Origin of the sequence: uncultured Pseudoteredinibacter sp., assembly GCF_947500695.1 — a bacterium.
Classification (GTDB): domain Bacteria; phylum Pseudomonadota; class Gammaproteobacteria; order Pseudomonadales; family Cellvibrionaceae; genus Pseudoteredinibacter.
Map to the genome: position 1 here is coordinate 152,223 of NZ_CANMSS010000008.1, position 14,368 is coordinate 166,590.

Annotated in this window: 11 protein-coding genes; 1 reads left to right on the forward strand and 10 read right to left on the reverse strand. The window is 47.1% G+C overall.

Annotated features, from left to right (window positions below; genetic code table 11):
• Window positions 1–138: 138 nt before the first annotated feature.
• The 8 genes from Q1A08_RS15010 to Q1A08_RS15045 form a co-directional block, all read right to left on the reverse strand.
• Window positions 139–480: an Hpt domain-containing protein gene (locus Q1A08_RS15010; RefSeq protein ID WP_299774340.1), complete on the reverse strand. Its 342-nt coding sequence runs from the start codon at window positions 478–480 to the stop codon at window positions 139–141.
• Between the two features lie 103 nt (window positions 481–583).
• Window positions 584–1,033, reverse strand: a complete 450-nt coding sequence (gene fliJ, locus Q1A08_RS15015) for a flagellar export protein FliJ (RefSeq protein WP_299774342.1) — start codon at window positions 1,031–1,033, stop codon at window positions 584–586.
• Window positions 1,026–2,381 carry a flagellar protein export ATPase FliI gene (gene fliI, locus Q1A08_RS15020; protein ID WP_299774344.1) on the reverse strand — a complete coding sequence of 452 codons (1,356 nt, stop codon included), beginning with the start codon at window positions 2,379–2,381 and terminating at the stop codon, window positions 1,026–1,028. The genes fliJ and fliI overlap by 8 nt, the downstream gene beginning before the upstream one ends.
• Before the next feature lie 51 nt (window positions 2,382–2,432).
• Window positions 2,433–3,329 (reverse strand): FliH/SctL family protein, encoded by an 897-nt coding sequence (locus tag Q1A08_RS15025; protein ID WP_299774346.1) that lies wholly within the window; start codon window positions 3,327–3,329, stop codon window positions 2,433–2,435.
• Between the two features lie 69 nt (window positions 3,330–3,398).
• Entirely contained in the window at window positions 3,399–4,424 is a 1,026-nt protein-coding gene (gene fliG / locus Q1A08_RS15030; RefSeq protein ID WP_299774348.1) for a flagellar motor switch protein FliG, read from the reverse strand.
• 2 nt (window positions 4,425–4,426) lie between these two features.
• Window positions 4,427–6,112 carry a flagellar basal-body MS-ring/collar protein FliF gene (gene fliF / locus Q1A08_RS15035; protein WP_299774521.1) on the reverse strand — a complete coding sequence of 562 codons (1,686 nt, stop codon included), beginning with the start codon at window positions 6,110–6,112 and terminating at the stop codon, window positions 4,427–4,429.
• Between the two features lie 38 nt (window positions 6,113–6,150).
• Entirely contained in the window at window positions 6,151–6,519 is a 369-nt protein-coding gene (gene fliE / locus Q1A08_RS15040; RefSeq protein WP_299774350.1) for a flagellar hook-basal body complex protein FliE, read from the reverse strand.
• 217 nt (window positions 6,520–6,736) lie between these two features.
• The gene (locus Q1A08_RS15045) at window positions 6,737–6,901 is read right to left on the reverse strand and encodes a PA3496 family putative envelope integrity protein (RefSeq protein WP_299774352.1); all 165 of its coding nucleotides are present in this window, start codon (window positions 6,899–6,901) and stop codon (window positions 6,737–6,739) included.
• 574 nt (window positions 6,902–7,475) lie between these two features.
• On the opposite strand from Q1A08_RS15045, the gene Q1A08_RS15050 reads away from it, so the two are divergent.
• On the forward strand, window positions 7,476–11,471 hold the full coding sequence (locus Q1A08_RS15050) for an Ig-like domain-containing protein (RefSeq protein ID WP_299774354.1): 3,996 nt from the start codon (window positions 7,476–7,478) through the stop codon (window positions 11,469–11,471).
• A 58-nt stretch (window positions 11,472–11,529) separates the two neighbouring features.
• Here Q1A08_RS15050 and Q1A08_RS15055 read toward each other — a convergent pair whose 3' ends face one another.
• Window positions 11,530–12,978 carry a sigma-54 dependent transcriptional regulator gene (locus Q1A08_RS15055; protein ID WP_299774356.1) on the reverse strand — a complete coding sequence of 483 codons (1,449 nt, stop codon included), beginning with the start codon at window positions 12,976–12,978 and terminating at the stop codon, window positions 11,530–11,532.
• A 39-nt stretch (window positions 12,979–13,017) separates the two neighbouring features.
• Window positions 13,018–14,220 (reverse strand): ATP-binding protein, encoded by a 1,203-nt coding sequence (locus Q1A08_RS15060; protein ID WP_299774358.1) that lies wholly within the window; start codon window positions 14,218–14,220, stop codon window positions 13,018–13,020.
• Between the last annotated feature and the right edge of the window lie 148 nt (window positions 14,221–14,368).

Sequence of the window (14,368 nt, forward strand, 5' to 3'; positions counted from 1 at the left end):
ATAGCGCGAACCGGGTGATTTATGAGTAAGCACGGCTATTAGCTGAATGGATTTGCAATTCCGATGCCAGAATTCCTTAGCGATTAAAACCGACTAAGTTAGCGAAGTATTAAAGAAGTTTATTATTGATTAGGCTAATTACTGCGACGGGATGTCAGAAAAGTAGGCGCGTATATGTTCGAACTCGGTTTTAAGTTTAGGCAACAAATAAGTCATTGAACTTTGGTCACCCTCCCTGCCTGCTAATACCAGCTGGTGGCATAGCTCTTCCATAGTTAAAGCACCAATATTTGCACTACTGCCCTTGAGGCTGTGGGCGGCACTTACTACATCGGAAAATTCTGAAGCCGCAATGGACTCCTGAATTTTTTTAAGACGGAAGTCAGAGTCAGAACGGTAGGTATCAATAAGCAAATTAAAATCTTCGCCCATTAAATCACGTAATTCGTTCAGCAGATGTTCATTTAGCACCGCCACCATGTTCCTACTCCCGCCCTGGATAGATTTGCGCCTTGATTAGCAAAGCTACGCCATCACTTTAACGAGCCTAACCCTTTAGGACAAGTATTTATCGCTACAAGGTTTACCCTGCCGACATTCTCCGTGACGCCTTCTGAGTACTCAATTCATCAATGAGCTTTTGTTCTTGCTGATCAACAAGAGCTTGCTCTTCCTTAAGATAACGTGCAATCAGATCTTCCAGCTTACTGATCTTCTGGTTTTGCTGATGCCACAACTCCATGATGGCTTCGCAGTGTTCATTGACCTTTTGAACCATTGCACCCTGCTGATCACAGGCCAATTGCATCCTCTGAATAAAATTTCTTTGCCGCTGCATACTCTGCACATCGGTTTGTCTTAGCGAACGAACCGATGATAAATACTCATCTCGATAGCTTTCTAGCTGGCTTAGCTTATCCTGCTCTTGGGCCAGCTTTTCTTGGTGCTGCGACAGCTGCTGACCAATCGTGTCCAGCTCTTTTTGGTTTAGACTCAATACAATGGCTAAACGTTTGCTACGCAATTTAGCCACCCGCGTTTGCCTCTGACACTGACAATACCTCATCTAACATAGTGCGGGCCGAATTATAGCCCACCGCTTCGTTCATGCCCTGACACACAAACTGGCGCAATTTTGGTGCTCTATCAATAGCCAAATCTACCTCGGGATTACTGCCCGGGCGGTAGGCGCCAATGCTAATCAGATCTTTGTTCTCTTGATAAATTGCCAATAGACGCTTAAAGGCCTGCATCTTTTGTAATTGCTCAGGCGCGACAATATTCGGCATCGCTCTTGAGATAGAAGCCTCCACGTCAATAGCCGGATAAATCCCTTCTTCTGCCAAGCGGCGCGATAAGACGATATGTCCATCCAAAATAGCTCGCGCCGAATCGGCCACCGGATCTTGTAAATCATCACCCTCGGTCAGTACTGTGTAAAATGCCGTAATTGAACCACCGCCTGCTTCACCATTGCCAGCTCGTTCAACTAATTGCGGTAGTTTGGCGAATACTGACGGCGGATATCCTTTGGTAGCAGGCGGCTCGCCGACAGCTAAGGAAACCTCGCGCTGGGCTTGGGCATAGCGAGTCAGTGAATCCATCAGCAACAATACATTTTTACCTTGATCACGATAATACTCAGCCACACGGCAACAAAGTTCCGAGGCCCGCAGGCGCATCAATGGCGCATCATCAGCAGGTGAGGCTACCACTACGGCTCGTTTGAGCCCTTCTTCACCCAAACTGTGATCAATAAATTCTTTAACTTCTCGACCACGCTCGCCGATTAAACCCACCACAACCACATCGGCGTTAGTAAAACGCGTCATCATACCGAGCAGCACACTTTTACCCACGCCACTGCCTGCAAAAAGCCCTAAACGCTGCCCTCGCCCCACTGTCAACAAAGCATTGATCGCTCGGATTCCGACATCCATTGGCTCTTTAATAGGATCCCGTGAGAGAGGATTAATAATTTCAGGGAGTAACTTTAGGCGATCTTTTGCACGCAGCGGCCCATGACCATCGATAGGTTTACCAATACCATTGATTACCCGCCCTAGCATCTCATCGCCAATTGGAATTTGAGCAGCCTGGGTGACCGGACGAACAATCGCGCCAGGCTCAACACCGGCAAAATGCGTAATCGGCATCAAGTAAACTTTTTGTCCATTAAAGCCAACCACTTCAGCTTCAATCTCGACACCTGATTGATTAATGATCTGACAAGTTTGCCCAAGACTTGTACGCAAGCCTTCAGCTTCTAGGGTCATACCTACAAGACGTGTTAGACGGCCTTCGGCAACATAGTCGTAGCTGAATTTTTCAGTGTTTTGGGGTGGGGTTAGAGCACTTAACTCAGCGCAAATATTTTTCATGGCATTGCCATCTCGTACATTTTTACGATAGAAATTTCTGAATCAGAAATATCAATTGGTATTTACTGGTGCTGGACTAATGGAAGCCTCCTCTTCATCTAGGACATCCATTGCTTGCTCTAAATCTTGATTAAGCTCTTGCTGAATTTGGACCTGAGCAACTTGCGTTTGAATTTTAATTTCTTCTTCACTTGCAGCCAGTTCAGCATTGGAAAACTGCTCCAGCAAAGCCTGCCAACGTGATTCAAAATCAAGCACCACACGACTGTGCTCGCTACTAACAACGCAATCCCAGTTACCCAAACTCTCATCAGTACTGAAAGACAATTGACAATCTTCAATTGATAAAGCCGCCTTCACAGAATCAAGCGACCCCGGGTGTAATTTAATGGTTAATTCTTGAGGTTTGCCAGGCAAACTAGCGACGCCCTTTTTAATAAAATCAATAAGCACAATTGGCGAGCTTTGTAATTCTTTTTCAATAAACTGACGGGCAAGCCCTGTAACCATATTCAGGATTAAAGGCTTAAGTTGATCTTGCTGCTCGATGTGGCATCGTTGTATTTGATCAACAATCTGGGAGAACTGTTTAGTTTGGCCACTTAAGCTGGGCTCAAGCTCGGCTCTAATATCTTTTTCACCTTGCGTGCGCCCCTCTTGAAGACCTGCCTCCAAGCCATGCTTTTGTCCTTCGTCATAGCCTGTTTGGTAGCCTTCCTTATGTGCTTGCAAACGTATCTCTTCGAGCTGCTGCGCCGTTAACGGCTCTACCTCTTGCTCAAACTCATCGATAGATTCGTCTTCACCCACTTGAGCTGCGGCTCGATCTTGAGCGAGCTTTTCTTCAGAGGCGATAATTGATGAAGAGCTTTCATCAAAAGACGGGAGTGTCCAACTGCTATATTCCTGATTATTTACTGACACTGCACCATCACCCTTTTTACTCACACTCACCTTTATTAACAGCTCTATTAGCAGCTTTGCTCAGAGCCGTTAATATCTGCCATTCATGCTACTTTAAAGCATCTGCTCGCCGCCACCGCCGAGCATAATCTCGCCGGCGTCAGCCATTCTTCGAGCGATAACCAGAATTTCTTTCTGGGCCGCTTCCACCTCGGACAAGCGCACCGGACCTTTCGCTTCAAGGTCATCACGCAGCAACTCAGCGGCGCGTTTAGACATGTTCTTAAAGATTTTCTCTTGTAAGGTAACGTCGGCACCTTTCAGCGCAATGATCAGCATCTCGGAGGAAACTTCACGCAGTAAGGCCTGAATACCACGGTCATCCACTTCTTGCAGGTTATCAAAGATAAACATCAGATCTTGGATCTGCTGCGCCATTTGCTCATCGATTTCCTTAATGGACTCCATCAACTCGCCTTCAACAGCGCCGCCCAAGTTGTTCATGATTTCAGCGGCTACCTGCAGACCACCCATATCCTTACCTTGACTGGTCGCACTGCCAGAGAATTGCTTCTCAAGAATATCGTTAAATTCCTGCAACGCAGAAGGCTGTACAGTTTCTAACGAGGCCACGCGCATCATAATATCGAGTCGTACCTTATCCGGCATAAAGCTCAACACTTCGGCCGACTGATCTGAATCTAGGTAGGCAACTACAATGGCCTGAATCTGCGGATGCTCATCGCGAATAATATCGGCAATGGAACGTGGCTCCATCCAACGTAAAGTATCCAAGCCAGCGGTATTACCATCCATCAAGATGCGGTCGATTAAGCTACCCGCTTTATCTTCGCCTAAAGCGGCCACCAACATCTTACGAATATAATCATCAGAGCCAACACCAAGCCCGGTAAGTGATTTCACATCGTCAAGAAACTTACCCATGACGACTTCCACTTCCTTCTGGTGGATATAGCCCAAGTCGGTCATCACTGAACCAAGGCGATGTACTTCTTTTGGCCCTAGATGTTTTAGAATTTCAGCCGCATCAGCTTCACCAAGCGCCATCAACAGAATGGCTGCCTGCTCAATTTCGGTACGCGTTGAACTGCCTTCGACTTGATTTTGATCTTCAGCCATTACTACTCTTCCTCAGTTACCCAGGCTTTAATTACCAGAGCCACACGGCCGGCATCTTCAGCAATAAGCGCTTTCACCGTATTGAGCTGGGTTTCGTAATTTTCATCCGGGCTTGGCAATGCCAAGGTTTCACCACCGGTTAAGGTCACTGCATCATCAGCTAGCGAATCGAAGCCTTCCATTTCGACAGCGGCTAGCTCAGCCAGCTGAGCGGCCTCTTCGGCTTCCCGACGCTCACGTCCAGATTCTGCTAGGTTCTTCAGCAATGGACGTAATAAGCCCAACAATAAGATAAGGATAATCAATAAACCCACAGCCTGCTTAGTTAAGTTACCAAACCAAGCTTGCTCCCAGACCGGAGGTTCTTCTAAGACCTCTTCGTCTTTTGCGATAAAGGGCGAGTTCAAAACATTGACGCTATCACCGCGGGCTGAAGAAAAGCCTACCGCGTCGCGAACCAAAATCGTCATGCGGTCCAACTCATCCTGCGCCCAAGGCACACGACTGGCCTGGCCACTCTGGGCATCCATTGCGACCTTGTCATCAATAACCACTGCAACGGTGAGTCGCTTGATATTGCCCTGCTGATGACGCGTGTAGCTAACCGTTCGATCAAGCTCGTAGTTGCGGGTTGCTTGGCTGCGCACACGATCATTAGCTCCACGGCCATTGGCATCTCGAGCTTCCGCTTCTTCGGGCGCTTCTGCCATGCCCGGGGGCTGATTAGTCAACGCACCTGGAATGCCTGCGACAAGATCTGCCCCGCGCTGTTCGTTTAAGGTTTGCTCACTACGAATGGCGGGTAAATCAGGGTTAAATACTTCTTCAGCTTGTTCAACTTGCGTAAAGTCGACATCAGCACTGACCTCAGCTTTGAAGCCTTCTGCACCAACCACCGGCTCTAAAATACTATTAATACGACGCGTAAGATCGTCTTCAACCTTGCGGGTAAACTCACGTTGCTTAGCAGCCATCAGCAACTCTTCATTGTCCTCGCCATGGGACAACAGGCTGCCACGCTGATCGACTACGGTTACGTTTTCTAGCTTTAATTCAGGGATGCTTGAGGCAACTAGATTAGCGATGGCCTTTACTTGCTCGGGCTTTATGCTGCGACCAGCATACAGATCAATAAACACAGAAGCTCTTGGCTCACGTGCATCGCGCACAAACACCGATCGCTTGGGAATTGCCAAGTGAACCCTTGCAGCCTTGACCGTTTTAATCGCGGTAATTGTGCGCGCCAACTCGCCTTCCAAGCTGCGCTTGTAGCGAGCACTTTCCATAAACTGGCTAGTGCCAAGTGGCTGCTCTTGGTCAAGCAGCTCAAAGCCCGTGCCGTCACGGCTTTCATTATTAACTTCAGCTAATTTGATTCTGGCTTGATAAATATCTTGCTCGACAACCAAAATGGTATTGTTCTTTTGATCGACCTTATAATCAATTTCACTTTCTTCTAGCAAACGTGCAATTTCGGGAACGTCAAGAATATTGCTACTGCTAAAGAGTGGACGATAGTTGTCTTCTTGGGTCCATAACACCACCGCAAAGCCAATGGCCACGCTGGCGGCTATGCCTACCATTAGGCCAACCTGGCGCATTAAATTAAGATTATTAAAGCCTTCGACCAGGTCCGAGGAAGATTTCTTAGGGCCGTCGACTCCGCCTTCGTCGGCGAAATCACCCATATCCGTTTCTGCAGTAGACATATCAATCAGCCCCTAAATTACATTGGCATGTTCATAACGTCGCGGTAGGCGTCTACCAGCTTGTTACGTACCTGCAGCATTGACTGAAAACTGACAGAGGCTTTTTGAGAAGCAATCATGACATCAGTCACATCAACCGATTTGTCACCCTGCTCATAACGCGTTGCCAACGCAGCGGATTCTTTTTGCACACTATTCACTTTATTGATGGCCTGCCCCATCATTTCACTGAAGGAAGGAGTTTCTTGGGCCCCTTGAACCTTCACACCGGGACGCACGGTAGAGGCGACTTGATCGACAGCGCCGGGGCCATTAAAAGCCTGGGTTTGTGATTTTAAAGTCCGCATTTCTACTAGTAAGCGATTAATATCTACTCGGTCTGTCATGACTCGGCCTTAAGCTCGCAAAGTTATAGTGACAAAAAGCTGGCGTTAACTGCCCTTTACGGGATATATGCACAAAGCGGGCCAGATGTTGCCGCATAAACAGCTTAGCGGTGAATGCTTTCCGCTACAGATATAGGAATCAAGAAAGCCGGGGGGACAAAAGGTTGGCTATGACAGCTTCAAAGCTGAAGCTGTCTAATAAGAAAACGAGGCCAAGTCATTCAAAATCAAAGGGAAATTCTTGAGTTTCTCGCCTTAAGCGAGCTTCTTCAAGGCGATCCTCTAAGCGCCTGCGGGCATCTAATATCTCGACCGTAGGGCTGATTACAGATTCTAGTTGCGGGTCAAATTCTTGCTCTTGATCTAAGGCTTGATAGTTCATACCGATACTCCTGTCGCGATATGCACACTGCGCACGTTGGCTAAAAGTGGTTGAACGATGAAGATTTTCCGGCTTCTCATCGTTGCCAGCTAAGTAGGCTGCATGGCGAAACTTACCGCCCTACTACCCTCACCGTCAAGTGCAATCTACTCGGCCTGAATGACATTTAAATGACAAACATTAAGCTATTTATATGCCTGCTTAGGCATGCAACGATCAACTCCTAAAGCAAGATGTTGGCTTCTCGCTCTGGACAAAAGCAAATTATTCGGTCAACACATCGATGTACATGTAGTGAAAGCCTATACAAAGGCTTTGAGATAAAAACCCAAAGAACAAAGTTTCATCATCAACATTCCGCTCGTACATTAGAGATAAGCTTGAGAAATCACTCTAATACTTACATACCAACAAAAAAAACCGCTCAAACCTTAGCCTCATAACTACTTCGTATTTTCTCCTCAAAAGATAGAAGCCGTTAACAAAATTCGTATCATCCACTTGATGAATAATACTGAGGGCATGGATTTTTTGCTGCCCTAACAATTTTCTGCGTAAACAATGGAATCCTACTATGACCAGCATCGCAGCCATTCTGGATGATAGCGGCAGTATTCAAGGCCAAGTCCAACACCTAGCTAGCACCGATGACAGCAAACTTGAACTGCAAGGTTCAGCAAATCCCGGCGAGACCGTTCGCATTTACCAGAACGGGGGCGTTATTGGGGAAACTACGGCTGACAGCAACGGTAACTGGAGCTATACCGCGTCGCAACTTAGAGAAGGAAGCTATAGCTTCACTGCGACAGCCATAGATTCCAATGGCCAAGAGTCTTTGCCCTCAAGCGAACATGTCGTAAATGTGGATCAGACTGCGGTTATTGCCAAATCCATACAATTTAAAGGCGCCACCGGCCTGCTAGACAATGGTGATAGCATCAGTAATGGCTTGGTAGAAATCAGTGGTCTAGCCGAAGCAAACGCCCGTGTAGATATTTACGACCAAGGCAATAAAATTGCAAGCGTTCAAGCCGACGCCCAAGGTCAGTGGAATATCGAACTTGATCTGCCTGCTGGAGCTCACGACATCAGCACAATTGTTGTTGACCAAGCCGGCAATGAAAGCGCTGAATCAATGTCGATTAATCTAAATGTTGATGCATCGCAACTTCAGCATGCTAGCGCTTCGCCCGCCAACTCTAGCGGAAATTCAGGCCCGGATGAAGTTGTTTTACCCCCCGGAACAATTATTAAAGATGGCGGCTTCACTAACGACAACACACCTCAAATTCAGGGCACAGCAACTCCTGGCGCAAGTGTAACCTTAACCGTAAATGGTAAAACCTACGGCCCTGTCACCTCTTCACCAACCGGTCAGTGGAGCATTCAAACGGCGGAAGTTCTACCTGAGGGCAAGGCGATTTTTAAGGCTCGAGCAGTCGATAAAGATGGCAAAGAGGACTTTTCCGGATACAGTTTGACCATTGATACCGAAGCCTCGGCACCACCGGTAATCTCACACGGTGACGATGATGTTGGTTTGTACCAAGGCGAACTGCATCACCCCGCTATCACTGACGACGATACAATTACTTTCCACGGTACAGGTACCGCTGGAGAGATCATTTCCATTTACAATGGAAACGTCTTTTTAGGCGCAACGGTCGTTAAAAGTGACGATAGCTGGGAGTTTCGCCCCACAAAGAGCTTTCTAGAAGGCACCCACAATATAGCGGCTTATTCCCGCGATGCTGCGGGTAATACTAGCGAAAAGAGCAACGACTTCCAGATCACAGTTGATCGCTCTGTAGAAGCACCTGAAATCACACACTTGATTGATGACCAGGGAAGCAAAACAGATGATGTTAAACACGGCGAAGCTACCGATGACCAGCAACCTGTTATTGTTGGAACTGCAGAGCCAGGGGCTACAGTTAGCGTAACTATTGACGGTCAGCTTCTGCCGGCCGTAACGGCCGATGACAAAGGTGTTTGGTCGATTCAGCTTACCAGCGACCTGGATGAAGGTGATCACTCAATCAACGCCACCCAGCTTGATTTAGCCGGCAACCAAAGTGGCGAATCAGAAAACTTTGAGTTTGAAATTGTCCTTAATGCCGAACCCGTTGCAAACGATGACAGCTATACTGTTATCAAATCTTCTAAGTTTGATGTTTTAGCAAATGATACCGATCCTGATAACGACAGCTTAACTTTGACTCGTATCGTCAGCCAAGGTAATCACGGCTCAGCACGCATTACTAAGTCAGGTGAGTTAATCTATACTCCTGACGGCAACAACACCCAAACAGTGAATGACACGCTTGTTTATGAGATCAGCGACGGTCGTGGCGGATTTGACACCGCAACGGTCAATATCGAAGTGCTAGCCCCATTAATCAAGCCAACCATCGATTTAAAAGCCAGTAGTGACAGCGGTAAATTTGATAACGATAACCTGACCAATGACACAACACCTACTTTTACGGGTGATGCAACAGCGGGCTCTACTGTTGTACTTTATGCCGACAATAAAAAAGTGGGCGAGACAACAGCCAACAACAATGGAAAATGGACTATCACTAGTACTGACCTAGTCGATAAGATCTACGATTTTCACGTTGAAAGCAGTTTAGGCGGAAGCAGTAAAAACTCTGCTGATCTAGCTGTAGAAATCGACACTATTGTAGAGGCTTCGGCTCAGCTACCATCGGCTCAAGAAAACGGTTCATGGTTTGGTTCTGCGGCTTCTGTTCGCTTCCAAATTTCAGCAAACGAAGAAGTTAGCTACCACATCAAAGATGTTGGCTTCCATTGGGGCTCACGAGTTTGGTACAACCCGGGCACCAGCATTACGGCCACAGGTACGACCTCCTCCGATATCACCGTAGCCGCTAAGTATACTTCCACCTATTCACATGGCTGGTTTACATTTAATGCAGCTTTTACAGATTTAGCAGGCAATGAGCTTGATATGGATCTTACTCCAGTCGTGGTTGATCCAATCACTGCTTTGGCAGATGGTGGCTATCTAGTAACCTACCTCAAGCTTTCTGACACAGAAGGCCAAGGTTTTGATGTATTCGCCCAGCGCTATGATGCCGAAGGTAACTCCACTGGCGATTCATTTATGGTGAATAGCTTTAAGCCTGGCGACCAGATCAATTCCGACGTCATCGGTTTGAAAGATGGCGGCTTTGTTGTCACTTGGCAATCACGCGATCAAGATGGCGACCTAGACGGCATTTACGCCCAACGCTACGACGCTGACAATAACTTAGTAGGCCCTGAAACTCAGATTAATGTTTACACAGATTCTGATCAGCAACGTCCTGCGGTTAGTGACCTAGCTGATGGTGGTTATGTCATTACCTGGATGAGTGACGGGCAAGATGGCAGTGGTGAAGGCATCTATATGCGTCTATTTAACGCTGAAGGTGTTGCTATTACTGGCGATGTTCGCGTGAATGACAGCGTCATCGACAACCAGGCGAACCCAAGCATTACAACTCTAAGTGATGGCCGACTCATCGTTTCTTGGGATACCGAGAACAGCGCTGGACAAACCCAGGCTATGGCGAAAATTTACGATGCACAAGGTCGTAGTCAAAGTGGCGAATTCACCCTATCTAGCGATGGTGGCGCCCAATCACTAAGCCATGTTAGTGCAACCGCCAATGGTGGTTTTGCGGTGAGCTGGTTAGAACAAGCTGGTGAACATACCGCGGTCAAGGTACAACTGTTCAACAGCGACGGAACTACCAGCCTAAGTAGCGCTATTGATGTTCACAGCTCCATCAGTGCGGGAGCCAGCAAACCTGAGGTTGCAGGCCTAGCCAATGGCGACATTGTGGTGACCTGGACTGCTGACGATGGTGAACAATTAGGTGTATTTGCATCGCGCTACAACGCTAATGGTGAAGTGGTTTATGAAAACAAGCTGATCAATAGAGAAGAAAGCGGCGTTCAAACCGAACCTCATATTGTTGCCCTTAACGATGGCGGCTATCTAATTACTTGGGGTGATCTGCAAGCAGAAGAAGGGCGATCGTCTGTTTGGGGGCAGCAGTTTAACGCCGATAATAGCGCTACTGGACCAGCTTTTGAAGTTGGTGAGGTTGCCAATTATGGCAACGAAGCCACAACAAGCAGTAATGAAGAGCTAATCCCTAACGCTGTTGAAGATCAAGGTGAAAGCCAAGCCTCAAGTGGCGGAGATAGCGTTCAAGGTAGTGAGCAAGACAGTGATGTAGATAATGATCTAATCCTTCCACCTGATACTGACGCACTACTTTCTTCCGGCGGCGTATTGACTGATGGTCAAGATCTAGCACTAAATTACAGCACTGAAGCGTTATTATTCAATGTTGATCTAGATAGCCTTAGCTCAGTAGATTTTAATGATTTGCTGATTGACAGCAACCTAGGCCTAAACGACGGCGTCGTATTAGGCGATACCCAATCTGCAAACGATCTAAGCGCCGATCAAGCAAACTATTTTGACGGCAGCCTAGAGCTAAATGATCTTTTAAGCCTCGCTAATAACCAGTACTTAATCGATATCATCTAATCAATAAAATAAAAAAGGGGCTTCTTAAAGCCCCTTTTTTATTTGTATCTAAAAAGTATTAGCAAGCCAGTTGTGCGTCGACATTTAAGCCCAAGTCTTTAAATCGAGCTATTTTATAGCGCAGTGTTCTTGGGCTAATGCCTAATTTACCCGCCGTATTTTTCTTGCTGCCGCCCTCTTGCTTCAAGGTTTGTACGATAATTTCAAACTCACGACGTTTGAGGTCATCACCCAGCATCGCCGAATGTAAATCATCTTCCACTTCTTCTTTAAGCTCTTGTGGGCTAATAACCGGCTGCACTTCCTCTTGAACCGCAGCCACTGTTTCTAATTGCGCTGTGGGCAGAATACTGGGCTTTGGGCTGTAATTATTGGCAAACTCCAGACCTAAATCCTCAGCAGCTATTTGACTACCCGGCTGCAGAATGAGCGCGCGCTGCATCACATTATCCAGCTCACGCACATTACCCGGCCAAGCATAAGCCAGCATAGTTTCTTGGGCCGATGTGGTTAATTCGACACCACGACGGTGTTGTTTTTCTGCGTGCCGTTGCAGCAACTTATTTGCAAGCGGAATAATATCTTCTTTTCGATCCCTCAACGGCGCCCACTGCAGTGGCAATACACTGAGACGATAATATAAATCTTCACGAAACTTGCCTTCAGCAACATAGTGGCGCATATCACGGTTAGAGGTTGCAATAACACGCACATCCAGCTTAATGGTTTTACGGCCACCTAAGCGTTCAACTTCTTTTTCTTGCAAAACTCGCAATAGCTTAGCTTGCAAGCCAAGATCCATTTCTGAAATCTCGTCCAGTAAGAGCGTACCGCCGTTAGCTTGTTCGAACTTGCCCGGTGCAGAGCTGGTCGCCCCTGTATAGGCACCCTTCTCATGACCAAATAGCATGGCCTCCAGCATATTTTCTGGAATGGCGGCGCAGTTGATCGCAATAAAAGGTTTATTGGCTCTAGGGGATTGTTCGTGAACGTAGCGTGCCAATACCTCTTTACCGGTTCCGGACTCGCCAACGACTAAAACGGTGGAATCCGTTTGTGCAACACGACTGGCCAAGCGTAACAACTGTTGGCTAGATTCTGATTCTGCTACCGGCGCACTACTCTGATCGCATGAAGCCCCTTTAACATACTTAGCCACAGTATCGAGCAATAATTTTGGCTGGAAAGGTTTTACTAAGTAATCAACCGCACCCAAACGCATGGCCTCAACAGAGTCACTCACACTGGCATAGGCTGTTACTAGCAACATAGGAATATGGGCGTACTGCTGTCTTACATGAACCAGTAATTCATGGCCTGACATGCCCCCCATATTGACATCCGAAACAATCATATGAATATCACTGTGTAGCGCTAACTCCTGCAAAGCACGCTCCGCGCTTTCTGCGGCAACTACACGATACTCAGCCATTTCTAAGGTATCGCAAAGCGCCTCGCGCAAATCCATATCATCTTCAACTACCAGGATTTTGTGATTATCCATCATAAATTCGCCTGTCTATTTATGTTCTATAGTTATCAATTTTTAAGAATTCTCTAAAAGCGGCAAACAAATTGCCGCACATGTGCCCTGACCCAGTTCAGAATCCAAGCTAAATACTCCGCCATGCGCTTTAGCAACGGAGTGCACCACGGCCAAACCTAAGCCCGTGCCATGGGATTTCGTGGTGTAAAATAATTCCTGCACTTTTTCTACATCAGCGCGATCAATGCCCGGGCCTTGATCCTTTACTACAATTTCTAACAGCTGATCTTGCACACTAAACTGCAAACTGAGGTTTGCTTCGCGGCCCGCCGCCTGAATGGCATTGTTTACTAGATTAAGAATCGCCCCGATAAGCGCTTCACGGTTACAACGTAATAATCTTTCCTCAGCCAGAGGCATAAACTCACAGCTTGATTGACTGCTGTGCAGTGGCTCTTCCATGGCCTCACGCAAGCCTTGATACAAATCACTTAAGGTAATGCTATCGTTCAGCGGCAACTCGCCTTTGGCAAACAGCAACATATCTTGAACCTGCTGCTCCAAATGGCTAAGACGCCCCATAAGCTTTTGTGCAAACTGCTGGCTTTTCTCAACAGGCAATTCACTGGTAGATAAATGCCCAGCGTAAAGCATCGCCGTCGAAAGCGGTGTACGAATCTGATGAGCCAAGGCCGAAACCATTTTTCCCATGGCTGATAAACGCTCATGGCGACTCAATTCAGCCTGAAGCTTGCGGGTAGGAGTTTGGTCGGTCAGCAGAATAATCTGACCACCCTCATCTATCGATGATGTAGCAATACTAAAAAAGCGACCATCTTTGGTGGAAACCTCATGGCCGTCAATTTGCCTTGGCGAAAAGCATTCTTTAACGATATCTCGCCACAGACGACCATCAATGCTCTCGCCTAATAACTGTGTCGCTGCTGGATTGCACTGGCTAACTAGGCCTTTATCATCCAATACCACAACACCACCCGGCAGTACCGATAGCAACGTTTCTAAACGATTGGCTAACTGCTCTCTTTCCGCCAACTCTCGCATTCTTTGTTGGCTAACGCTGTTAAGCTCCTCGGTCAGCTCGGTTACTCTATCTTCTAGCAGTTGATAGGATTCAGCGAGGTGCTGGGACAGCTCATTAAACTGCGAAAAGGCCTCCTGTAGGCGCTCCACATCAGGATTAAAATCAAAGGCAATGTCTGACTTTGCAAATGCAGGAACTTCCATGGCAGTTGGTGAAGGCATATGAGTATCTAACCCTTTTTAATACAAGCTGAGCCAAACGCCGAAAAACTGGCGATTGATCGATTTATCAGGGTTACTGCAAAGCGAGTGCCAATTTGGCTTGTGAATTGCCCTATGGCGATTTAAGGGGGTATAGGAAATCAGCTGC